This is a genomic window from Xanthomonas sontii (genome assembly GCF_040529055.1).
GTDB lineage: Bacteria > Pseudomonadota > Gammaproteobacteria > Xanthomonadales > Xanthomonadaceae > Xanthomonas_A > Xanthomonas_A sontii.
This window is the reverse complement of the sequence record NZ_CP132342.1, coordinates 3,431,714-3,455,091: the sequence shown is the minus strand read 5'-3', so window position 1 is coordinate 3,455,091 and position 23,378 is coordinate 3,431,714. Positions and strand designations below refer to the sequence as shown.

The 23,378-nt window shown below is 68.8% G+C and carries 14 protein-coding genes; 10 read left to right on the top strand and 4 right to left on the bottom strand.

The annotated features are described in order from the left end of the window. Positions 1-8 precede the first annotated feature (8 nt). From carB to RAB70_RS14400, 10 genes are all read left to right on the top strand, one after another. The gene (gene carB, locus RAB70_RS14445) at positions 9-3,251 is read left to right on the top strand and encodes a carbamoyl-phosphate synthase large subunit (RefSeq protein ID WP_148828375.1); all 3,243 of its coding nucleotides are present in this window, start codon (positions 9-11) and stop codon (positions 3,249-3,251) included. Between the two features lie 8 nt (positions 3,252-3,259). Beyond that, positions 3,260-3,724 carry a transcription elongation factor GreA gene (gene greA / locus RAB70_RS14440; protein WP_026143501.1) on the top strand — a complete coding sequence of 155 codons (465 nt, stop codon included), beginning with the start codon at positions 3,260-3,262 and terminating at the stop codon, positions 3,722-3,724. 4 nt (positions 3,725-3,728) lie between these two features. Further along, positions 3,729-4,649 carry a phosphoglycerate mutase gene (locus RAB70_RS14435; RefSeq protein ID WP_148828374.1) on the top strand — a complete coding sequence of 307 codons (921 nt, stop codon included), beginning with the start codon at positions 3,729-3,731 and terminating at the stop codon, positions 4,647-4,649. Further along, a complete protein-coding gene (gene recJ / locus RAB70_RS14430) occupies positions 4,646-6,379 on the top strand; it encodes a single-stranded-DNA-specific exonuclease RecJ (RefSeq protein ID WP_148828373.1) in 1,734 nt (577 codons plus the stop codon). Before RAB70_RS14435 ends, recJ begins: the two co-directional genes overlap by 4 nt. Positions 6,380-6,983: 604 nt before the next feature. Beyond that, positions 6,984-9,905, top strand: coding sequence for a VIT domain-containing protein (locus RAB70_RS14425; RefSeq protein WP_225851587.1), 2,922 nt, complete (start codon positions 6,984-6,986; stop codon positions 9,903-9,905). 50 nt (positions 9,906-9,955) lie between these two features. Then, a complete protein-coding gene (locus RAB70_RS14420) occupies positions 9,956-10,852 on the top strand; it encodes a LytTR family DNA-binding domain-containing protein (RefSeq protein WP_170268148.1) in 897 nt (298 codons plus the stop codon). Between the two features lie 68 nt (positions 10,853-10,920). Next, a protein-coding gene (gene prfB / locus RAB70_RS14415; protein WP_100224025.1) for a peptide chain release factor 2 occupies positions 10,921-12,046 on the top strand; the annotation gives its coding sequence in 2 pieces (ribosomal slippage) (positions 10,921-10,995 and positions 10,997-12,046; 1,125 coding nt in all). A 94-nt stretch (positions 12,047-12,140) separates the two neighbouring features. Next, the gene (lysS, locus tag RAB70_RS14410) at positions 12,141-13,658 is read left to right on the top strand and encodes a lysine--tRNA ligase (RefSeq protein ID WP_148828371.1); all 1,518 of its coding nucleotides are present in this window, start codon (positions 12,141-12,143) and stop codon (positions 13,656-13,658) included. Between the two features lie 147 nt (positions 13,659-13,805). Continuing rightward, positions 13,806-14,942 carry a two-component system response regulator gene (locus tag RAB70_RS14405; protein WP_043086876.1) on the top strand — a complete coding sequence of 379 codons (1,137 nt, stop codon included), beginning with the start codon at positions 13,806-13,808 and terminating at the stop codon, positions 14,940-14,942. Between the two features lies 1 nt (position 14,943). Further along, positions 14,944-17,121, top strand: a complete 2,178-nt coding sequence (locus tag RAB70_RS14400; protein ID WP_148828370.1) for an ATP-binding protein — start codon at positions 14,944-14,946, stop codon at positions 17,119-17,121. A gap of 66 nt (positions 17,122-17,187) precedes the next feature. On the opposite strand, the gene RAB70_RS14395 is transcribed toward RAB70_RS14400, so the two are convergent. From RAB70_RS14395 to betB, 4 genes are all read right to left on the bottom strand, one after another. Next, complete coding sequence (locus tag RAB70_RS14395; RefSeq protein ID WP_148828369.1) at positions 17,188-18,057, bottom strand: crotonase/enoyl-CoA hydratase family protein; 870 nt, start codon at positions 18,055-18,057, stop codon at positions 17,188-17,190. 149 nt (positions 18,058-18,206) lie between these two features. Beyond that, a complete protein-coding gene (locus RAB70_RS14390; RefSeq protein WP_017908734.1) occupies positions 18,207-19,892 on the bottom strand; it encodes a long-chain fatty acid--CoA ligase in 1,686 nt (561 codons plus the stop codon). A 230-nt stretch (positions 19,893-20,122) separates the two neighbouring features. Then, positions 20,123-21,805, bottom strand: coding sequence for a choline dehydrogenase (betA, locus tag RAB70_RS14385; RefSeq protein ID WP_017908733.1), 1,683 nt, complete (start codon positions 21,803-21,805; stop codon positions 20,123-20,125). 90 nt (positions 21,806-21,895) lie between these two features. Further along, on the bottom strand, positions 21,896-23,368 hold the full coding sequence (betB, locus tag RAB70_RS14380; RefSeq protein ID WP_017913892.1) for a betaine-aldehyde dehydrogenase: 1,473 nt from the start codon (positions 23,366-23,368) through the stop codon (positions 21,896-21,898). Positions 23,369-23,378: the final 10 nt, after the last annotated feature.

Below are 23,378 nucleotides of genomic sequence, written 5' to 3'. Positions count from 1 at the left end.
AATCCCCCATGCCCAAGCGCACCGACCTCCAAACCATCCTCATCATCGGCGCCGGCCCGATCGTCATCGGCCAGGCCTGCGAGTTCGACTACTCCGGCGCGCAGGCGTGCAAGGCGCTGCGCGACGAGGGCTACCGCGTGGTGCTGGTCAACAGCAACCCGGCCACGATCATGACCGACCCGAACATGGCAGACGCCGTGTACATCGAGCCGATCAACTGGCAGACGGTCGAGAAGATCATCGCCAAGGAAAAGCCCGACGCGCTGCTGCCGACGATGGGCGGGCAGACCGCGCTGAACTGCGCGCTGGACCTGGCCGACCACGGCGTGCTGGAGAAGTACGGCGTCGAGCTGATCGGCGCCAAGCGCGAGGCCATCCGCATGGCCGAGGACCGCGAGCTGTTCCGCGTGGCGATGGGCGAGATCGGCCTGGAGTGCCCGAAGGCGGCAGTGGCGCACACCCTGGAAGAGGCGCTGGAGATCCAGGCCACGGTCGGCTACCCGACCATCATCCGCCCCAGCTTCACCCTCGGCGGCAGCGGCGGCGGCATCGCCTACAACCGCGAGGAACTGATCGAGATCGTCGGCCGTGGCCTGGAACTGTCGCCGACCAGCGAAGTGCTGGTCGAGGAGTCGGTGCTGGGCTGGAAGGAGTTCGAGATGGAAGTGGTCCGCGACACCGCGGACAACTGCATCATCGTCTGCTCGATCGAGAACCTGGACCCGATGGGCGTGCACACCGGCGACTCGATCACCGTGGCCCCGGCGCAGACCCTCACCGACAAGGAATACCAGCGCCTGCGCGACGCCTCGATCGCGGTGCTGCGCAAGATCGGCGTGGACACTGGCGGTTCCAACGTGCAGTTCGGCATCAACGCGCAGACCGGCCGCGTGGTGGTGATCGAGATGAACCCGCGCGTGTCGCGCTCCTCGGCGCTGGCCTCCAAGGCCACCGGCTTCCCGATCGCCAAGGTCGCGGCCAAGCTGGCGGTGGGCTACACCCTGGACGAACTGAAGAACGAGATCACCGGCGGGCTGACCCCGGCCTCGTTCGAGCCGTCGATCGACTACGTGGTCACCAAGATCCCGCGCTTCGCCTTCGAGAAGTTCCCGCAGGCCGATGCGCGCCTGACCACGCAGATGAAGTCGGTGGGCGAGGTGATGGCGATGGGCCGCACCTTCTCCGAATCGCTGCAGAAGGCGCTGCGCGGCCTGGAGACCGGCAAGATCGGGCTGGACCCGACCGGCCTGGACCTGAGCAGCGAAGACGACCTGGCCACGCTCAAGCGCGAGCTGAAGGCTCCCGGTCCGGAGCGCCTGTTCTACGTCGCCGACGCCTTTCGCGCCGGCATGAGCGTGGAGCAGGTGCACGCGCTGTCGTTCATCGATCCCTGGTTCCTGGACCAGATGGAAGACCTGATCGCGCAGGAAGCGCAGCTGGCCGCCGACGGCCTCGGCGCGCTGGACGCCAAGCGCCTGCGCACGCTCAAGCGCGCCGGTTTCTCCGATGCGCGTCTGGCCGAGCTGTGCGGCACCAACGAGGCCGCGGTGCGCGCGCTGCGCCGCGCGCACAAGGTGCGCCCGGTATACAAGCGCGTTGACTCGTGCGCGGCGGAGTTCGCAACCAGCACCGCCTACCTGTACTCGACCTACGAGGACGAGTGCGAGGCCGCGCCCAGCAATCGCGACAAGATCATGATCCTCGGCGGCGGCCCCAACCGCATCGGCCAGGGCATCGAGTTCGACTACTGCTGCGTCCACGCGGCGCTGGCGCTGCGCGAGGACGGCTACGAGACCATCATGGTCAACTGCAATCCGGAGACCGTGTCCACCGACTACGACACCTCCGATCGCCTGTACTTCGAGCCGCTGACCCTGGAAGACGTGCTGGAGATCGTCGAGCTGGAGCAGCCCAAGGGCGTGATCGTGCAGTACGGCGGGCAGACCCCGCTGAAGCTGGCGCGCGCGCTGGAAGCCAACGGCGTGCCGGTGATCGGCACCTCGCCGGACTCGATCGACCTGGCCGAGGACCGCGAGCGCTTCCAGCAGTTGGTCGACAAGCTGGGCCTGAAGCAGCCGCCGAACCGCATCGCCCGCAACGCCGACGAGGCGCTGGTGCTGGCGCGCGAGATCGGCTACCCGCTGGTGGTGCGCCCGAGCTACGTGCTGGGCGGCCGCGCCATGGAGATCGTCTACGGCGAATCCGACCTGGCGCGCTACGTGCGCGACGCGGTCAAGGTCTCCAACGATTCGCCGGTGCTGCTGGATCGCTTCCTCGACAACGCGGTGGAAGTGGACGTGGACATCATCGCCGACCACAGCGGCGAGGTGCTGATCGGCGGCGTGATGGAGCACATCGAGGAAGCCGGCGTGCATTCGGGCGATTCGTCCTGCTCGCTGCCGCCGTACTCGCTGTCGCCGGCCACCCAGACCGAGCTGCGCCGCCAGGTGGTCGAACTGGCCAAGGCGCTGAACGTGGTCGGGCTGATGAACACCCAATTCGCGGTGCAGGTCAACGATGCCGGCGACGACATCGTCTACCTGCTGGAAGTGAATCCGCGCGCCTCGCGTACCGTGCCGTTCGTGTCCAAGGCGATCGGCGTGCCGCTGGCCAAGATCGCCGCGCGCTGCATGGCCGGCAAGACCCTGGCCGAGCAGGGTGCGCTGAAGGAGATCGTGCCCGACTACTACTCGGTGAAGGAGGCGATCTTCCCGTTCGCCAAGTTCCAGGGCGTCGATCCGATCCTCGGCCCGGAGATGCGTTCCACCGGTGAGGTGATGGGCGTGGGCCGCAGCTTCGGCGCGGCGTTCGCGCGTGCGCAGGAAGCCGGCGGCATCAAGGCGCCGCCGCTGGGCAAGGCCTTCGTGTCGGTGCGCGATCCGGACAAGCAGCGCGTGCTGCCGGTGGCGCAGGCGCTGGTCGAGCGCGGCTACACCCTGGTCGCCACCCGCGGCACCTGCGCCTGGCTGCAGCAGCACGGCCTGCAGTGCGAGCAGGTGAACAAGGTCGCCGAGGGTCGCCCGCACATCGTCGATCTGATCAAGAACGGCGAAATCGTGTATATCGTCAACACCACCGAGGGCCGGGCGGCGATCTCCGACTCGTTCTCGATCCGCCGCGAAGCCCTGCAGCATCGCGTCACCTATTCGACCACGGTCGCCGGCGCGCGTGCGCTGGTGCATTCACTGGAATTCCGCGGCACCGGTCCGGTCTGGGCGCTGCAGGAACTGCACAAGGAGCTGGAAGCGTGAGAGCCCCGATCACCATGCAAGGCGCGCAGCGGTTGCGCGAGGAACTGGATCACCTGAAGTCGGTCAAGCGTCCCGAGGTCATCACCGCGATCGCCGAGGCGCGCGCGCACGGCGACCTCAAGGAGAACGCCGAGTACCACGCCGCGCGCGAGCAGCAGGGCTTCATCGAAGGCCGCATCAAGCAGCTGGAAAGCGAGCTGTCGCACGCCGAGGTCATCGACGTCAGCAAGCTGGCGGTCGGCAGCAAGGTGGTGTTCGGCGCCACCGTGACCCTGGCCGATGTGGAGACCGACGAAGAGAAGCGCTATCAGTTGGTCGGCGACCTCGAAGCGGACATCAAGCTGGGCCTGATCGCGATCTCTTCGCCGCTGGCGCGTGCGCTGATCGGCAAGATGGAAGGCGACAGCGTCAGCATCGATGCCCCGGCCGGACGCCGCGAGTACGAGATCGTCAGCGTCGCCTACGTCGGCTGATCCGATGGCGGTCGCCACCTTGCTGTTGCCGGAGCGGGTCCGCCTGGCCGGCGCCGTGCTGGCCGGCGAGGTGGCGCGCGCGTTCGGCCGCGCCGACCGCACGCAGGCCGCGCCCGGCGGCGAGGCGCAGTTGCGCCGCCATTTCGTGCTGGCGGAAGCATCGCTGCCGGCCGCGGCGCTGACCCGGCAACTGGACGCCGGCGATGCCGGCGACGGCCTGTGGCTGCGCGCCGATCCCGCCTACGTGGTGCCGGACATGCAGGGCGCACGGCTGATGGCGCATGGCGACATGCTGCCGCTCGACGCGGTGGACCTGGACGCGCTGTTGCCGGCGGTGCAGGGCGTGTTCGCCGAAAGCGGGCTGACCCTGGACGCGCCCGATCCGACCCGCTGGTATCTGCGCCTGCCGGCCGACAGCGTGCTGCCGGTGTTCGCGGCACCGGCGCAGGTGCTCGGGGCGGACCTGTTCGATCATCTGCCGCAGGGCGAGGACGCGCGCCGCTGGCGTGCCCTGCTGACCGAAGTGCAGATCGTGCTGCACCAGCATCCCTGGAACCGCGAACGCGTCGCCCGCGGCCAGCCGGCGATCAATTCGCTGTGGTTCTGGGGCGGCGGCCGCCTGCCGGCCACCGTCGGCACTACGCATGCGCAGGTGCGCAGCCGCGATCCGCTGTTGCGCGCGCTGGCCCAGGCCGCCGGCGTCGCCGATGCGCAGGCGCCGCGGGTCGATGCGCTGGTCGACCTGCGTCAGTTGCGCGCGCCCGAGCAGTTCGTCGGCGAGGTGGTGCAGCCGCTGCTGCAGGCGCTGCGCGACGGCGAGTTGCAGCAACTGCAACTGGATTTCGGGGACGGCACCTGTTTCCGCATCGCCCCCGCGCAACGCTGGCGCCTGTGGCGGCGACCGCTGTCGCGCCTGGACGCATGAGTTCCAGCGCGCGCATCGTGCGGCGGCCCGCGGCGGCCGCGGCCGGCCCGTGGCACGAGGCGACGTTGCCGCTGTTGCGGCGCATCTATGCCGCGCGCGGCGCCCACGACAGTGGCCTGGCGCAGCCCAAGCTGGCGCAGTTGCTGCCGCCGGATGCGCTGAGCGGCATCGACGCCGCCGTGGAATTGCTGGCCGAGGCGATCGCCGCGGGCAAGCGCATCCTGGTGGTCGGCGATTTCGATTGCGACGGCGCCACCGCCTGCGCAGTGGCGGTGCGCGGGCTGCGCCTGCTCGGCGCCGCGCAGGTGCTGCACGCGGTGCCCAACCGCATGGTCCATGGCTACGGTCTGTCGCCGGCGCTGGTCGCGGAACTGGCGCCGTTGCAGCCGGACCTGCTGGTCACGGTGGACCACGGCATCGCCTGCCATGCCGGCGTCGCCGCGGCCAAGGCGCTGGGCTGGCAGGTGCTGGTCACCGACCACCACCTGCCGGGTCCGGCCTTGCCGCCGGCCGACGCCATCGTCGATCCGAACCTGGCCGGCGACGCCTTCCCGAGCAAGATGCTGGCCGGGGTCGGCGTGATCTTCTACGTGCTGTTGGCGCTGCGCCGGCACCTGCGCGTGCGCGGCGCGTTCGTGGCGGCACCGCCGGACCTGAGTGTGCTGCTGGACCTGGTCGCGGTCGGCACCGTCGCCGACCTTGTGCCGCTGGATCCCAACAACCGCGCGCTGGTCTCGGCCGGTTTGCGCCGGTTGCAGCGTGGCGAAGGTTGCCTCGGCCTGCGCGCCCTGATCGAAGCCAGCGGCCGCGACCCGGCGCGGCTCAGCGCCAGCGACATCGGCTTCGCCCTGGCGCCGCGGCTCAACGCCGCCGGCCGCCTCGAGGACATGGCCCTGGGCATCGAGTTGTTGCTGTGCGAGGACCCGCAACAGGCGCGCACGATCGCCGCGACGCTGGAGGAGATCAACGCCGAGCGCCGCGCCGTGCAGCAGCAGATGACCGACGAGGCCGAAGCGGTCGTGGCGCAGGCGCTGCTGGCCGCGCCCGAGCAGCCGCCGGTGGCGGTGTGCCTGTTCGATGCGCAGTGGCATCCCGGCGTGATCGGCCTGGTCGCCTCGAAGATGAAGGACCGCCTGCATCGGCCGGTGATCGCCTTCGCCCCGGCCGAGCCGGGCAGCACCCAGTTGCGCGGCTCGGCGCGTTCGATCCCCGGCTTCCACATCCGCGACGCGATGGCGGCGGTGGAGGCGCAGCGGCCGGGCCTGATGGAGAAGTTCGGCGGCCATGCCATGGCCGCGGGCCTGAGCCTGCCGCAGGACGCGCTGGCCGAGTTCGAAGAGGTGTTCCGCGCGCATGCGCTGGCCAGCCTGGACGCGGAACTGCTGCAGGCCGAACTGCTCAGCGACGGCGCGCTGGAGCCGCACGAACTCGACCACCGCCATGCCGAGGCGCTGCGCCAGGGCGGGCCATGGGGGCAGGGCTTCCCCGAGCCGCTGTTCGATGGCGAATTCGAAGTAGTGCAGTGGCGCTTGCTGAAGGAGCGCCACGTCAAGCTGAGCCTGCGTTGCCCCGGCCGTGCCGAACCCTTGAACGCGATCCATTTCAACGGCTGGCACGGTCGTGAACCGGGCCGCCGCGTGCACGTCGCCTATCGGCTGGTCGCCGACGACTACCGCGGCGGCGATGCGGTGCAACTGGTGGTGGAGCACTGTCTGCCGTTGGATGGCTGAGCAGTTGGCGGTCTGACGCTGCGCGTGCTGCCGGACCCTCACCCCAACCCCTCTCCCGGTGGGAGAGGGGCTTTGCTGTTCCTTCTCCCTTCGGGAGAAGGTGGCCCGCAGGGCCGGATGAGGGTTGGGCGCAGCCTCGCGTCGTCTGTTGCATCACGCCTTGCGCCGCACCTTCACCCCAACCCCTCTCCCGGTGGGAGAGGGGCTTCGCTGTTCCTTCTCCCGCCGGGACCATGGCCCCCTTCTTGGGGGAAGGTGGCCCGCAGGGCCGGATGAGGGTAGGGCGCAGCCTCGCGCCGTCTGTTGCATCGCGCCTGTGCCGGACCCTCACCCCAACCCCTCTCCCGGAGGGAGAGGGGCTTTGCTTTCCCTTCTCCCACCGGGACCATGGCCCCCTTCTTGGGGGAAGGTGGCCCGCAGGGCCGGATGAGGGTAGGGCGCAGCCTCGCGCCGTCTGTTGCATCGCGCCTGTGCCGGACCCTCACCCCAACCCCTCTCCCGATGGGAGAGGGGCTTGCGCGTCGCCTGAGTCTGGACGCACACAAGCAACCCCATCGCGTCACGGCGGACGTTCAAGCCATACCGTCCCAGCAAGGAGCGATCCATGCCGTCCACCATGCGCAGAAGCGTGTACGTGTTGTTGCTTTCGTTGTCGTTACTCGCCGCGGTCCCGGCCGGGGCGCAGTCCGCGCCGCAGCGGCAATTGGTCGCGCCGTTGCTGCACACCGACGCCGGCGAACGTCCGGTCGAGCTGCGCTCGGCGACCGTGCGTGCGCATGCCGCCGCTGGCCTGGCCGAAACCACGGTGGAGCTGGAGTTCTTCAATCCCAACGCGCGCGTGCTGGAGGGGCAGCTGACGTTCCCGCTGCGCGAGGGGCAGCAACTCAGCGGTTTCGCCCTGGACGTCGACGGGCAGATGCGCGACGCGGTGCCGGTGCCCAAGGCGCGCGGGCGCCAGGTGTTCGAAGCGGTCGAGCGGCGCGGCGTGGATCCGGGCCTGCTCGAGCAGACCGCCGGCAACCAGTTCCGGCTGCGCGTCTACCCGCTGCCGGCGCATGGCAGCCGCCATGTGCGCCTGGTCTATCGCGAATCGCTACAGCGCACCGCCGCCGGCTGGCAATGGCGCTTGCCGCTGGCGTATGCGGTCGGCGCGCGGTCGCTGCAGGTCGCGCTGAGTACCCAGGCCGCGCCTGATGAACGCGCGGCGACGTCCGGCATGCGGCTGCTGCCGACGGCGGACGGTGGCTACGCCGCATCCTGGTCCGGCAGCCCGGCGCAGTTGCCGTCGGAGCTGGTGCTGTCGCTGCGCGCAAGCGCCACGCCGCGCGTGGCGACAGGTCTCCACGATGGCCAGCGCTACTTCCAGGCGCTGGTGCCGATCGCCGACCTGCATGGCCCGCGCCCGCTGCCGCAACGCATCGGCCTGCTCTGGGATGCGTCCGGTTCGGCACGGCAGCGCGACATTCCGGCCGAACTGGCCTTGCTGCAGCGCTATTTCGCCGCGGTCGGCACCGCCCAGGTCGATCTGATCGTGCTGCGCGACCGTGCCGCGGCGCCGCGCAGGTTCCAGGTGCGCAACGGCGACTGGAGCGCCCTGAAGGCGGCGTTGCAGGCCGAGCAGCCCGACGGCGCCAGTGCGCTGGGCGCCTGGCAACCGGCGGCGCACGTGCAGGAGTATCTGTTGTTCAGCGATGGCCTGGGCAACTACGGCGCGCAGACCATGCCGACGCTGGCGCCGGGGCAGCGCCTGTATGCGATCGACTCGGCCGGCGTGCACGCCGATGCCGCGCGCCTGGCGGCGATCGCGGAAGCGCGCGGCGGACGCGCGATCGCATTGCAGGGCCTGCCGGGCGTGCAACTGGCCAGCGAGCGGCTGTTGCGGCGTGGCGGCGAACTGGTCGCGCTGGACGGTAGCCACGTTGCCGATCTGGTCGCCGATTCGCGCGACGCCGACGATGGCTACCTGCGCATCGCCGGGCGCCTGCTCGGCGCCGATGCGACGCTGCACCTGGAGATCGCCACCGCCGCCAGCACCCGACGCCTGAGTCTGCCGTTGCGCGAGGCGGAGGAAGTTCCAGGCGACCTGGTGCCGGGCGCCTGGGCACGGGCCATGTTGCGCAGCCTGTCCGCCGATCCGCAGGGATCGGCCGCGCGCCGCCAGGCGCTGGCGACGCGCTTCGGGCTGGTCAGCGCCGACACCTCGTTGCTGGTGCTGGAGAATGCCGACGACTACGCCCGCTATGGCATCCCGGCGCCCCCGGCGCTGCGTGCGGCGGTGGCGGGTGCGCAGGTGCGGCAGCAGAAGCTGCAGGACGACACGCGCAAGCGACGCATCGACGCGATCGCCGACGCGTTCGCGCAGCGTGTCGCCTGGTGGCAGCGGCGCTTTCCCAAGGACGCGCCGCCAGTGGCGATCGCCGCCGCTGACACTGCCGATCAGCGCATGCAGGCCCCGTCGGGCCCGCAACGGTCCATGGCCCTCGCAGCGCCTGCGCCGATGCCCGCTGCCGCGCCTGCACTCGCGCCGCTGGAACTGGACATCGTCGGCGGTTCGTCCGGCGCGCCCAGCGACGCGGCCGCGTCGGCGACTGCGCGCGAGCGTGTGGCGGCTCCGGCCACGATCTCCCTGGCCGTGCAGCCCTGGCAGCCGGATTCGCCGTATGCGCGGCGTCTGCGGGCGGCCACGGCGGACGCGGTGTATCCGTTGTACCTGAGCGAACGCGCGGCGCACGCCGACAGCGTGGCGTTCTACCTGGATGTGGCCGATGTGCTGTTCGAGCGCGGCCAGCGCGACCTGGCCCTGCGGGTGCTCTCCAACCTGGCCGAGCTGCAACTGGAAAATCGCCACGTGCTGCGCGTGCTCGGCTACCGGCTGCTACAGGCCGGTCGCGCCGACCTGGCGGTGCCGGTGTTCGAGCAGGTGCTGCGGCTGGGCGAAGAGGAGCCGCAGAGTTTCCGCGACCTGGGCCTGGCCTATGCCGCGCGCGGCGACGCGCAGGCGGCGATCGCACAGCTGTATGAGGTGGTGGTGCGCGACTGGGACACGCGCTTCGACGGGGTGAGCATGATCGCGCTCAACGAACTGAACGCGATCGTGGCGCTGGCGCCGCGGCCGCTGGACACCGGCTTCGTCGATCCACGGCTGCTGCGCAACCTGCCGCTGGACCTGCGCGTGGTGCTGAACTGGGACAGCGACAACAGCGACATGGACCTGTGGGTGACCGACCCCAATGGCGAGCGCTGCTTTTACGGAAACCGCGCGACCTACCAGGGCGGCCAGCTGTCGCCGGACTTCACCGGCGGCTACGGGCCGGAGGAGTTCTCGCTGCGCACCGCCAAGCCCGGCAAGTACAAGGTGGAGGCGAACTTCTTCGGCGAGCGCCAGCCGCTGGTCACCGGTGCCACCACCTTGCATCTGCAACTGAGCACGGGCTGGGGTACGGCCGCGCAGCGCGACCAGCAGGTGACGCTGCGCCTGACCGAGCGCAAGGAGACGGTGCTGGTCGGCGAGTTCGACGTGCGCTGATCCGCCCATGGCGCGCCGGCGCGGTCATGCCGGCGCGCTACACTTCGACCATGTCCGATCCGTCCGGCGCCAGCGCCTATTCCCGTTTCCAGCCCTGGCGCCGCAGCTTCGAAATCGGCTTCTGGGTCGCGCTCACCCTGATCAACGCCATCGCCAACAGCGTCACGGTGTTGATCGACATCCGCAACACCGGGCTGCATTTCGCCGCATGGGAGCCGGTGGTGTGGGAGTGGTCCAGCCAACTGATGTTCCTGCTGATCGTGCCGTTGGTGGTGCTGCTGACCCGGCGCTACCCGCTGCACTGGGACACCTGGCGGCGCCGGCTGCCGGGCTACCTGCTGGGCAGCGTGGCATTGTCGGTGCTGCACGTGGTGGGAATGGTCGCCCTGCGCAGCCTGGTCTACCGCCTGCAGGGCCAGCAGTACGACTTCGGGCCGTGGCCGCAGGGGCTGGCCTACGAATACCTCAAGGACGTGCGCAGCCTGGCCTCGATCGCGCTGTGCGTGGAGATGTACCGGTTCCTGTTGCGGCGCTGGCAGGGCGAGGCGGCGCTGCTCGGCGCGCCCGACGCCGGCCCGCCGGTGGGCTCGCTGGAACGGCCGGAGCGCTTCCTGGTGCGCAAGCTGGGCCGCGATTTCCTGGTCGCCGCGGCCGACATCGAGTGGCTGCAGGCCGCCGGCAACTACGTCAACCTGCGCGTGCGCGGCCACGACTACCCGCTGCGCAGCACCATGGCCGCGATCGAGGCGCGGCTGGACCCGGCGCGGTTCGTGCGCATCCACCGCAGCTACATCGTCAACCTGGCCAGCGTGGTCTCCATCGAGCCGCTGGAGGCGGGCGAGGCGCGGGTGCATCTGCGCGACGGCAGCCAGGTGCCGTGCAGCCGCCGCTACCGCGCCGCGCTGCGCGTGGCGGCCGGGGAGGGCGAGGCGGCGACCGTCGAGTAGTCCGGCGGCGCTGTGGCGCGGCGGCCGGAATTGCTAGAATCGCGCTCTTGTCTGCCGGAAACGCCGCAATGATCGAACTCAATCCGATTCGCCACCGCATCGCCGATCTGTCCGATCGGGTGCTGTCGCTACGGGGGTTTCTTTGACTACGACGCCAAGAAGGAGCGTCTAGAGGAAGTCACCCGGGAGCTGGAAAGCCCCGACGTCTGGAACGACCCCGAGCGCGCCCAGGGCCTGGGCCGCGAACGCGCCAGCCTGGAGAAGACCGTCGGCGGCATCGCCAGCGTGCTCGATGGCCTGAACGAATCGCTGGAATTCCTGGAACTGGCCGAAAGCGAGAACGACGAGGCCACCGCGCAGGCGGTGCTGGCCGACGTCGACCGCTTCCAGGCACAGGTGGAGAAGCTGGAGTTCCAGCGCATGTTCTCCGGGCAGATGGACGCCAGCAACGCCTTCGTCGACATCCAGGCCGGCGCCGGCGGCACCGAGGCCCAGGACTGGGCCGAGATCCTGCTGCGCATGTACCTGCGCTGGTGCGAGTCGCGCGGCTGGAAGACCGAGCTGATGGAAGTCTCCGGCGGCGAAGTGGCCGGCATCAAGTCCGCCACGCTGCGCGTGGAGGGCGACTTCGCCTACGGCTGGCTGAAGACCGAAACCGGCGTGCACCGGCTGGTGCGCAAGTCGCCGTTCGACTCGGACAACCGTCGCCATACCAGCTTCACCTCGGTGTTCGTGTCGCCGGAAGTGGACGACAACATCGACATCGACATCAACCCGGCCGATCTGAAGACCGACGTGTACCGGTCCTCCGGCGCCGGCGGCCAGCACGTCAACAAGACCGAGTCGGCGGTGCGCATCACCCACGTGCCCACCGGCATCGTGGTGGCCTGCCAGACCGGGCGCAGCCAGCACCAGAACCGCGACAACGCGATGAAGATGCTCGCCGCCAAGCTGTACGAGCTGGAGATCCAGAAGCGCAACGCCGAGCGCGATGCGGTGGAGGCGACCAAGTCCGACATCGGCTGGGGCAGCCAGATCCGCAACTACGTGCTCGACCAGAGCCGGATCAAGGACCTGCGCACCGGCGTGGAGCGCTCGGACACCCAGAAGGTGCTCGACGGCGACCTGGACGAGTTCGTCGAGGCCAGCCTCAAGTCCGGCCTGGAAGCCGGCGCGAAACGCAGCGACGCCTGAACCGGCGGCCTCCGTCCTGGCGACGGAGGCCGTGCGGCGGCACACGGCCCGCCGGCTGGTGCATTCTTTCCCTTCCTCACGCATCCCCCATCCCATGACCGAGCAGACCCCCGCGCCGTCCCTTCCCGTCGACGAGAACAGCCTCATCGCCGAACGGCGCGCCAAACTCGCCGCGCTGCGCGCGCAGGGCGTGGCCTATCCGAACGATTTCCGCCGCAGCGACTTCGCCGGCGATCTGCAGGCCGAGTTCGCCGACACCGAGCGCTGGACCGCCGAGGCGCTGGAGGCCCAGGGCCGCAGCCTGCGCCTGGCCGGGCGCCTGCTGGCCAAGCGGGTGATGGGCAAGGCCAGCTTCGTGCAACTGCAGGACGAGTCCGGGCGCATCCAGCTGTTCCTGCAGGCCAACGCCCTGGGCGAGGCCTACGACGCCTTCAAGGGCTGGGACATCGGCGACATCATCGGCGTGGAAGGCGGGCTGACCCGCACCAAGACCGGCGAGCTGTCGATCAAGGCCACCGGGCTGCGGCTGCTGACCAAGGCGCTGCGGCCGCTGCCGGACAAGTGGCATGGCCTGTCCGACGTGGAGCAGCGCTACCGCCAGCGCTACGTCGACCTGATCGTGTCGCCGGAGGCGCGCGAGGTGTTCGTCAAGCGCTCCAAGATCATCCGCGCCATGCGCGCCTGGCTGGACGCGCGCCGCTTCCTGGAAGTGGAGACGCCGATGATGCATTACATCCCCGGCGGCGCCACGGCCAAGCCGTTCACCACCCACCACAACGCCCTGGACCTGGACCTGTACCTGCGGGTGGCCCCGGAGCTGTACCTGAAGCGCCTGGTGGTCGGCGGCCTGGAACGGGTCTACGAAATCAACCGCAATTTCCGCAACGAAGGCGTCAGCACCCGGCACAATCCGGAATTCACCATGATGGAGCTGTACGAGGCCTACGCCACGTACCACGAGGTGATGGACCTGACCGAGAACGTCATCCGCGACGTCGCCCGCGAGGTGCTGGGCACCACCCAGGTCCACTGGGACGGCGCCGACATCGACCTGGCGCCGGCGTTCCGCCGCTGGCGCATGGACGAGGCGGTGCGCCACCACAACCCGGAGATCAGCGCCGCCGACTGCACCGACCGCGAGGCCCTGCTGCGCCACTGCGAGCGGCTGAAGATCCGCACCAAGCCGTCCTACGGCTGGGGCAAGCTGCTGCTGGAGATCTTCGAGGCCACGGTCGAGCACACCCTGATCCAGCCGACCTTCATCACCGACCACCCGGTCGAGGTGTCGCCGCTGGCCCGCTCCAGCGACACCGAGCCGGGCTACACCGACCGCTTCGAGCTGTTCATCAACGGCAAGGAAATCGCCAACGGCTTCTCCGAGCTCAACGACCCGGAGGACCAGGCGGCGCGGTTCCAGGCACAGGTGGCGGCGAAGGACGGGGGGGACGACGAGGCCATGCACTTCGACGCCGACTACATCCGGGCGCTGGAAGTCGGGCTGCCGCCGACCGGCGGCCTGGGCATCGGCATCGACCGACTGGTAATGTTGCTCACCGGCAGCAGCTCGATCCGTGACGTACTGCTGTTTCCGTACATGCGTCCGGAGGCTTAACCTAGCCGCGGACGAGGTGGCGCGGTTCTTGCACCAGGCGTTGCACGCAAAAGGAAGTGAGGTGGACGGGCCGGGGTGAGTCAGCGTCGGCGCGTTCCCGTTGTCGTCTCAGCAGCCCGCGCAGATGCGACGGGCGGAGGATTGCAGATGCATGATGCCAGCATGAGCCTCTCCGGCGCGTCCTCGAACGGGGACCGTCTCCACTGGGCGGACGGAAGCGACAATCGTTTGAACATCGTCATCGTCGACGATCAGACCTCCGCGCGCACGATGCTGCGGCATGTCATCGAGGACATCGCCCCGGAACTGACCGTGCGCGACTTCGGCGACTCGCAGGCCGCGCTGGCCTGGTGCGAGGCCGGCAAGGTCGACCTGTTGCTGCTCGACTACCGCATGCCGGGCATGGACGGGCTGGAGTTCGCGCGGCGCCTGCGCCGGCTGCCCAAGCACCGCGACATCCCGATCATCCTGATCACCGTGGTCGGCGACGAGCCGATCCGCCAGGCGGCGCTGGAAGCGGGGGTGATCGACTTCCTGGTCAAGCCGATCCGCCCGCGCGAGCTGCGCGCGCGTTGCCACAACCTGCTGCAGCTGCGGCTGCAGAGCGAGAACATCAAGCAGCGCGCGATGTCGCTGGAGCAGCGCCTGCTGGCCAGCATGCGCGAGGTCGAGGAACGCGAGCGCGAGACCCTGTCGCGGCTGGCGCGGGCCATCGAGTACCGCGACGTCGGTACCAGCGCCTACCTGGAACGCATGGCGCACGTGGCCGGGCTGATCGCCGAGCAACTGGGCCTGTCCGAGGACGAGGTGAGGGTCATCGAGATGGCCGCGAGCCTGCACGACATGGGCAAGATCGCCATTCCCGACGCGGTGCTGCTCAAGCCGGGCAAGCTCAACGAGGACGAGATGGCGGTGATGCGCATGCACCCGCGCATCGGCTACGAACTGCTCAGCGGCAGCCAGAACCGTTTCATCCAGGTCGGCGCGCTGATCGCCCTGCGCCACCATGAGCGCTACGACGGCAGCGGCTACCCGGACGGCCTGGTCGGCGAGGCGATTCCGCTGGAAGCGCGGATCGTGGCGGTCGCCGACGTGTTCGACGCGCTGATCTCGCCGCGCCCCTACAAGGAAGCCTGGACCATGGATGCGACGCTGGCCTATCTCTACGCCCAGCGCGGCCGCCTGTTCGACCCGCGCTGCGTGGACGCGCTGTTCCGCGGCCGCGAGCAGTTGCAGGTGATCTGCGAGAAATTCTCCACCGCCTCGGCGCGACCAGGAGTCTGACATGACCTCGGCGATCACGTGGGTGCAACAACGGTTCGCGGAGCGCAAGGATACCGAGCATGCGCAGGCCCTGGTGCGGATCGTCCTGATCTCCATCATCCTGAGCTACGTGCTGCTGCCGGGCCCGCGCGCGACCTTGCCGATGCGCGAGTACCTGAACGTGGTCGCCGTGGTGTCGTCCGGTCTGGTGCTGTCGCTGGGCGTGCTGGCCTGGCTGCTGTGGCGGCCGGAGCGTTGCGACACGCGACGGATCATCGGCATGATCGCCGACTACGGCCTGATCGCCGCTGCCATGATCGGCATGGGCGAGCCGCTGGCCTGGATGTACGTCGTGGTGCTGTGGGTGACGGTCGGCAACGGTTTGCGCTACGGCAACCGATATCTGTATCTGGCGGTGGCCATGGGGGTGACCAGCTTCGGTACCACCGTGCTGGTGACACCCTACTGGCGCAACAACCTTGGGCTGGGGATCGGTCTGGTCGTAGGCCTGCTGGCGGTGCCGCTCTATCTGTCGGGGCTGCTGCGGCAGTTGACCCAGGCGACCAAGGAAGCGCAGCGCGCCAACGAGGCGAAGAGCCGCTTTCTGGCCAACATGAGCCATGAGTTCCGCACGCCGCTCAATGGCCTCTCGGGCATGACCGAGGTGCTGTCGACAACCAGGCTCGATGCCGAGCAGCGCGAGTGCGTCAGCACCATCCAGGCCTCTGCCAAGAGCCTGCTCTCGCTGGTCGAAGAGGTGCTGGATATCTCCGCCATCGAGGCCGGAAAGGTCCGCGTCGACAAGAGCGCCTTCTCGCTGCGCGAGACCGTGGAGCAGATCGGGCTGATCCTGCAGCCGCAGGCGCGGGCCAAGGCGATCGGCTATTTCGTCGACATCGCTGCCGAAGTACCGAACCATCTGCTGGGCGATGCGGGTCACCTGCGCCAGGTGCTGCTGAATCTGGCCGGGAACGCGATCAAGTTCACCGATTCCGGTCGCGTCGACGTGCGGGTCAAGCTGCTGCGCAGCGACGCGGAGCGGACGTGGCTGAGTTTCGATATTGTCGATACCGGTATCGGGGTGCCGGAATCGATGCGATCGCGGTTGTTCGATGCGTTCGAGCAGGCGGATGTGGGGCTGGCCCGGCGCTACGAGGGCACCGGGCTAGGGACCACGATCGCCAAAGGCCTGGTGGAATCGATGGGCGGCAGTATCGGTTATCAGGAGAACCTGCCGCGCGGCAGCCGGTTCTGGTTCGATCTGCCTTTCGAGATCGCCGCGAGCAGCGTCGAGGAAGCGCCGGAAACGGAAGCGGCTGCCGCCGAACATCCCGAGGAAAACGGTCAGCCCGGGAACGTCATCGCCTTTTCCGATCCCTTCCTGCGCCACCGTGCACGCATCCGCAGCATGCGCATTCTGGTGGCCGACGATCATGCCGCCAATCGCATGGTGCTGCAGCGCCTGCTGCAGAAGGCCGGTCACCGTCCGATCTGCGTCGAAGGGGCCGAATCGGTGCTGGACGCCTTGGCGGAGAGCGAGTTCGACGGGGTCATCGTCGATCTGCACATGCCGGGCATGAGCGGATTGGACATGCTGAAGCAGTTGCGGATCATGCAGGCTGGCGGCCCGCGGACGCCTGTGGTGGTGCTCAGTGCGGACGTCACGCCCGATGCGATCCAGCGTTGCGAGCAGGCCGGTGCGCACACGTTCCTGGCCAAGCCGGTGGTGGCCAGCCGTTTGCTGGATACCCTGGCCGACATCGCGGTGGAAGGACGTCTGCGCGGCTCGGGCGAGGCTCAGGTCAGGCAGTTGAGTGCCACCGCCGAAGGGGTGCTGGATTCCTCTGTGCTCGACGAACTGGCCGGGCTGGGCATGGGCGAGGGATTCGAGCGCGAGTTCATTTCGCAGTGCCTCAACGACGCCGAAGGCTGTCTGGGCGGCATGCAGATCGCAGGCGACGCGGAGCATTGGGAACGCCTGCGCGAACATGCCCACGCGATCAAGGGCGTGGCGAGCAATCTGGGCCTGATCCGGTTGGCCAGCCTCGGTGGCGAACTGATGCAGATGGCGGAATGGCAGATGCGCAGCGAATGGCGCTCCCGATTGATGGCACTCAATGCCAGTCTGACCGAGGGCAGGGAAGTACTCGAGGCGCGCGCGCGCCGCAGCGCCAGTTCCGAAGAGAACGAGCTGCGCTGACGCCCGCAGTAGGGCCCGGGCATGGCACCGGGCCGACCACTGATCGCAGACCGCTGACGTCTTCCCCTAGGCTGCGACGTCCCGCGCACGCCGGGTCTGCGCGCGTACCAGCCGATCCATCGTGCGCAGCGATTTCTCGTCCAACGCCAACGCGGAGTCGACCCAGATGTCGGTGATCGCCTGCAGTTCCTGCAGCGTCACGGGTTGCGCCAGATTGCGCACGGCGTTCATCGCCAGGTACGACTGCGGGTTGCGGCGCTGGTCGTGGATGAGTTGCTTCACGCGGTCGATGCCCTGATTCCGCGGGACCAGCACATCGACGATGCCCATCGCATGCATCTGCTCGCTGCTGTAGAGGTCGGCGCTCAGAATGATCCGTTCGGCGACATGCGGAGCGACCCGCTTGCACAGGAACGAATAAGCGCCCATGCCGGGAATCAGCCCGAAAATCGCCTCGGGCAAGCCCATGGTGACGCCTTCCTCCGCAACGATGGTGTGGCAGGCCAACGCCATCTCAAGCCCCCCGCCCAGCGTATCGCCCTGCAGCAGGGCGATGGTGCGCACATCGCCCGACAGGCCGCGATGCAGTTGGTGGACGCCGCTGACGCAGCGATAGGCGTAGTCGAGCAGTTGCGCACGGTCCTTGCGGCGGATGAGGTCGGAAAAAAGCGCGAGATCGCCGCCGAGGTTGAAGACATTGGCGTCCGAGGCGATGACCAAATGTTGCAGCGCGCTCTTCCTGGGCGCCTGCGATCGCGTCGTCATGATCTCCAGCGCTGCCAGGACGTCATCGAGCATCTGGCTATGGAAGCAGGGACGCGTTCCGAGTTGCGGATTCGCATGCATGTACAGCCAATGGCTATCGTCGTCGCCGTCCGCATCGATGCGGATGCTGGAGTAGGCGCGGGTACGGGGCAGCGTGTCGATCGTGCTCATGGCGGGCTCTCGGAAAGACGCCCGCGGAGATGGCGTGGCGCAGCGGGCGAGTGCGTTTCCACCCGGCGGATGCTACACCCGGGTGCCGCGGCCGGAACTCGCCCCGCCAGCGCCTGCACGGGCGCCGCGCGGGCGCCCGTCGGACCTGCTTATTGCGGCGGTGGCGCGTCGCGCAGTTCGCGCCGCAGGATCTTGCCGACGTTGGTCTTGGGCAGCTCCTTGCGGAACTCGACGATGCGCGGATGCTTGTAGCCGGTGAGGTTGGCGCGGGCGTGCGCCTTCACCTCGTCGGCGGTCAGGTTGGGGTCCTTCTTCACAATGACCACCTTGACCGCTTCGCCGGATTTTTCGTCCGGCACACCGACCGCGGCCACTTCCAGCACGCCGGGCATCATCGCGATGACGTCCTCGACCTCGTTCGGATACACGTTGAAGCCGGACACCAGGATCATGTCCTTCTTGCGATCCACGATGTAGAAGAAGCCCTGCGGATCCATCCGCGCCATGTCGCCGGTGTGCAGCCAGCCGTCGGCATCGATGGCGCTGGCGGTTTCCTCCGGCCGGCGCCAGTAGCCCTTCATCACTTGCGGCCCGCGGATGCACAGCTCGCCGACCTCGCCATGGGCGAGGACCTGGCCCTGGTCGTCCTTGACGCAGGCGTCGGTGGACGGGATCGGCAGGCCGATCGCGCCGTTGTATTCGGTCAGGGTCAGCGGGTTGATGCAGGCCGCCGGCGAGGTCTCGGTAAGGCCGTAGGCTTCGACCAGGGTGACCCCGGTGACCTGCTTCCAGCGCTCGGCCACCGCGCGTTGCACCGCCATGCCGCCGCCGAGGGTAAACTTCAGCGAGGAGAAATCCACCTTGTCGAAACCGGGAGTGTTGAGCAGGCCGTTGAACAGGGTGTTGACGCCGGTGAAGGCGGTGAAGCGGGTCTTCTGCAGCTCCTTGACGAAGCCCGGCATGTCGCGCGGATTGCTGATCAGGTGGTTGAGCCCGCCGAGCTTCATGAAGACCAGCCCGTTCGCGGTCAGCGCGAAGATGTGGTACAGCGGCAGCGCGGTGATGATGACTTCCTTGCCTTCCTCCAGCTTGCCGGTCGCCGAGATCCAGGCGCCGGCCTGCAGCATGTTGGCGACCAGGTTGCGGTGGGTCAGCATGGCGCCCTTGGCCACGCCGGTGGTGCCGCCGGTGTACTGCAGGAAAGCGATGTCGTCCGGTTCGATGTCGATCTGAGGCAGCGTGTGCAGGCGGCCCAGGGTCAGCGCGTCGCGGAAGCGGATCGCGTTGGGGATGTCGTAGTCCGGCACCAGCTTCTTGACGTACTTCAGCACGAAGTTGACCAGCGGGCCCTTGGGGAAGCCCAGCATGTCGCCCAGGCCGGTGGTGATGACCTGTTTGACGGGGGTATCGGCGAGCACTTCCTGCACGGTGGTACCGAAGTTGTCGATCACCACCAGGGCGCTGGCGCCGGAGTCGATCAGCTGGTGGCGCAGTTCGCGCGGGGTGTACAGCGGATTGACGTTGACCACGGTCATGCCGGCCAGCAGCACGCCGAAGGTGGCGATGGGGTACTGCAGGCAGTTGGGCATCATCAGGGCGACGCGGTCGCCTTTCTTGAGCTGCAGTTCGCCCAGCAGGTAGCCGGCGAATTGCCGGGCCAGTTCGCCGGCCTCGCGGTAGGTCAGGGTCTTGCCGAAGTTGCAGTAGGCGGGGCGGTCTCCGAACTTGGCCACGGAGCTTTCGAACACCGCGGCGACGGAGCGGTACTCGTCGACGTTGATGTCGGCGCCAACGCCGGCCGGATAACTCTGCAACCACGGACGATCCAGACTCATATTCCCCCTCCAGGAAACGTAGTGATGTGTGCGGCGCGGACAGTATCCATCAGAACCGACGACAGCAGCATACCGTTCCGTAGGGCAAAGGCGAACAGGGCAGGGCCGCAGGCTGCGGCGCCGCGTCGGCGGCGCGCGGCCACCACTGGCGCGCGCGCGTGGGCGGTGCCGGCCCGAGCAATGCTGCCACGCGCAGCCCGGCGGCAGCGCCACCGCGGGTTAGGTCCGGCTCAGCGCGTGCGGCGCACCGGTGCGCCATCGGCGACGTAGTACGGCGCGGTGCTGCGTGGCAGCGCCTGGCGGCCGCGGATGCGGTCGGCCAGCTTCTCGGCGATCATGATCGTCGGCGCGTTGAGATTGCCGGTCACCACCTGCGGCATGATCGAGGCATCGACGATGCGCAGGCCTTCGAGGCCGTGCACGCGTCCCTGGCCGTCCACCACCGCCATCGGATCGTCGGCGTGGCCCATCTTGTTCGAGCACGACGGGTGGTAGGCGGTCTCTGCGTGTTCGCGCACGAACGCGTCGATCTGCGCGTCGCTGCGCAGTTCGCTCCCCGGCGAGATCTCGCGGCCGCTGTACGCCGCCAGCGCCGGCTGCGCGAAGATCTCGCGGGTGATCCGCACCGCGGCGCGGAACTCGCGCCAGTCCTGTTCGTGCGACATGTAGTTGAACAGGATGCTCGGATGCTGACGCGGGTCCTTGGAGACGATGTGGATGCGGCCGCGGCTGGGCGAGCGCATCGACCCCACGTGCATCTGGAAGCTGTGCGTCTTGATCGGGTTGGAGCCGTTGTAATTGATCGCCACCGGCAGGAAGTGGTACTGCAGGTTCGGCCAGGCGAAGTCCTCGTGGCTGCGGATGAAGCCGCCGGCCTCGAACTGATTGCTGGCGCCGATGCCGGTGCCCAGGAACAGCCATTGCGCACCGATCGCCGGCTGGTTGTACAGCTTCAGCGCCGGTGCCAGCGACACCGGCTGCCTGCATTCGTACTGCAGGTACATTTCCAGGTGATCCTGCAGGTTGGCGCCGACGCCGGGCAGGTGGTGGACCAGCTCGATGTCCAGCCCGCGCAACAGGTCGGCCGGGCCGACGCCGGAGCGCTGCAGGATCTGCGGCGAGGCGATGGCGCCGCCGCACAGCAGCACTTCGCGGCGGGCGGTGGCGCGCTGCAGCACGTCGTTGCGCAGCCACTGCACGCCGATGGCGCGTTTGCCGGAGAACAGGATGCGGTCGGTCAGCGCGTGGGTGACGATGGTCAGGTTCGGCCGCGATCTGGCCAGATCCAGGTAGCCGCGTGCGGTGCTGGAGCGGCGCCCGTGCGGCGTCACCGTGCGGTCCATCGGGCCGAAGCCTTCCTGCTGGTAGCCGTTGAGGTCGTCGGTGCGCGGGTAGCCGGCCTGCACGCCGGCTTCGATCATCGCCGCGAACAGGGGGTTGTTGCCGGACTTGGGCGTGGTCACGCGCAGCGGACCGTCGCCGCCGTGGTAGTCGTTGGCACCGATGTCGCGGGTTTCGGCCTTGCGGAAATAGGGCAGGCAGTCCAGGTAGGTCCAGTCTTCCAGGCCCGGCATGCCGGCCCAGTTGTCGTAGTCCATCGCGTTGCCGCGGATGTAGCACATGCCGTTGATCAACGAGGAGCCGCCCAGGCCCTTGCCGCGGCCGCAGTCCATGCGGCGGTGGTTCATGAACGGCTCCGGGTCGGTCTTGTACGCCCAGTTGTAGCGCCGGCCCTGCAGCGGGAAGGCCAGCGCGGCCGGCATCTGGGTGCGGAAGTCGAGGCGGTAGTCGGGGCCGCCGGCTTCCAGCAACAGCACGCTGACATCGGCATCCTCGGTCAGCCGCGTGGCCAGCACGTTGCCGGCCGAGCCGGCGCCGATGATGATGTAGTCGTACGCTTGGGCAGTCTTCATGACGGTTCTCCAGCAGGCCGGGGCGCGCTGCGCGCAGGCGTCCCGGCGGAAGGTCGGATCGGCGCGTCGGCCGGACGATGGGGGCGCGGCTCAGAACACGCTGGCGTAGTCGCCCAGTTCGACCTGCACCGACTTGACGCGGGTGTAGTGGGCCAGGGTCGAGAGGCCGTTCTCGCGGCCGACGCCCGATTCCTTGTAGCCGCCGACCGGCATTTCGGCCGGCGATTCGCCCCAGGTGTTGATCCAGCAGATGCCGGCTTCCAGGCGGTGGATGATGCGGTGGGCGCGGCTGATGTCCTTGCTGACCACGCCGGCGGCCAGGCCGAAGCTGGTGGCGTTGGCGCGGCGGATCGCCTCTTCCTCGTCGTCGTAGGCGAGCAGGCTCATCACCGGCCCGAAGATCTCTTCCCTGACGATGCGCATGTCGTCGCGGCAGTCGGAGAACACGGTCGGCAGCACGTAGGCACCGTCGGCCAGCGCGCCTGCGCTGGCGCGACCGCCGCCGATCAGCAGGCGCGCGCCTTCGGCCTTGCCGCTGTCGATGTAGCGCAGCACATTCTCCATGTGCGCAAAGCTGGTCAGCGGGCCGAAGTTGGTGGCGGCCGCCATCGGGTCGCCGATGCGGATGCGCTGCACGCGCTCGACCAGCGCCGCCTCGAACGCGGCCAGCATGCGGCGCGGCACGAACACGCGGGTGCCGTTGGTGCAGACCTGGCCGGAGCTGAAGAAGTTGGCCATCACCGCGATGTCGGCGGCGCGGTCCAGGTCGGCGTCGTCGCAGATCAGCAACGGCGACTTGCCGCCCAGTTCCATGGTCACTTCCTTCAGCGAGGAGGCGGCCGCGGCGGCCATCACCTTCTTGCCGGTGGCCACGCCGCCGGTGAAGGAGATCTTCTCGATCGCCGGATGCTCGGTCAGCCAGTTGCCGATCTCGCGGCCCGGGCCCTGCACCACGTTGAACACGCCGTCCGGCACGCCGGCCTCGGTGTAGAGCTTGGCCAGCTCCAGCACGCTCAGCGGGGTGACTTCGGACGGCTTGAACACCATCGCGTTGCCCGCGGCCAGCGCCGGGGCCGATTTCCACAGGGCGATCTGGATCGGATAGTTCCAGGCACCGATGCCGGCGACCACGCCCAGCGGCTCGCGGCGGGTGTAGAAGAAGCTCGATGCGCGCAGCGGCAACTGGATGCCTTCGATCGCGGTGGCCAGGCCGGCGTAGTACTCCAGGACGTCGGCGCCGGTGACGATGTCCACGCTGGTGGTCTCGCTCAGCGCCTTGCCGGTGTCCAGGGTTTCCAGCCGGGCCAGGGCGTCGTTGCGCGCGCGCAGCAGATCCACGGCGCGGCGCAGGATGCGCGAGCGCTCCATCGCGGTCATCGCGGCCCAGACCTTCTGGCCTGCGGCCGCGCTCTGCACGGCGCGCTCGACGTCGGCCTGGCTGGCGATCTGCACCTCGGCCAGGACCTGGCCGTTGGCCGGATTGACGGTCTGGAAGGTCCTGCCGCTGCTGGCATCGACCAGGCGACCGTGGATGTAGAGCTGTTGGACGGGAAGGGCGGTCATGGGGGCTCCT

What these genes read in the sequence shown, in the direction of transcription:
- carB (WP_148828375.1), top strand. Translation starts at nt 9, where the DNA reads ATGCCCAAGCGCACCGACCTCCAAACCATCCTCATCATCGGCGCCGGC.
- RAB70_RS14435 (WP_148828374.1), top strand. Translation starts at nt 3,729, where the DNA reads ATGGCGGTCGCCACCTTGCTGTTGCCGGAGCGGGTCCGCCTGGCCGGC.
- recJ (WP_148828373.1), top strand. Translation starts at nt 4,646, where the DNA reads ATGAGTTCCAGCGCGCGCATCGTGCGGCGGCCCGCGGCGGCCGCGGCC.
- RAB70_RS14425 (WP_225851587.1), top strand. Translation starts at nt 6,984, where the DNA reads ATGCCGTCCACCATGCGCAGAAGCGTGTACGTGTTGTTGCTTTCGTTG.
- RAB70_RS14420 (WP_170268148.1), top strand. Translation starts at nt 9,956, where the DNA reads ATGTCCGATCCGTCCGGCGCCAGCGCCTATTCCCGTTTCCAGCCCTGG.
- lysS (WP_148828371.1), top strand. Translation starts at nt 12,141, where the DNA reads ATGACCGAGCAGACCCCCGCGCCGTCCCTTCCCGTCGACGAGAACAGC.
- RAB70_RS14405 (WP_043086876.1), top strand. Translation starts at nt 13,806, where the DNA reads ATGCATGATGCCAGCATGAGCCTCTCCGGCGCGTCCTCGAACGGGGAC.
- RAB70_RS14400 (WP_148828370.1), top strand. Translation starts at nt 14,944, where the DNA reads ATGACCTCGGCGATCACGTGGGTGCAACAACGGTTCGCGGAGCGCAAG.
- RAB70_RS14395 (WP_148828369.1), bottom strand. Translation starts at nt 18,057, where the DNA reads ATGAGCACGATCGACACGCTGCCCCGTACCCGCGCCTACTCCAGCATC.
- RAB70_RS14390 (WP_017908734.1), bottom strand. Translation starts at nt 19,892, where the DNA reads ATGAGTCTGGATCGTCCGTGGTTGCAGAGTTATCCGGCCGGCGTTGGC.
- betA (WP_017908733.1), bottom strand. Translation starts at nt 21,805, where the DNA reads ATGAAGACTGCCCAAGCGTACGACTACATCATCATCGGCGCCGGCTCG.
- betB (WP_017913892.1), bottom strand. Translation starts at nt 23,368, where the DNA reads ATGACCGCCCTTCCCGTCCAACAGCTCTACATCCACGGTCGCCTGGTC.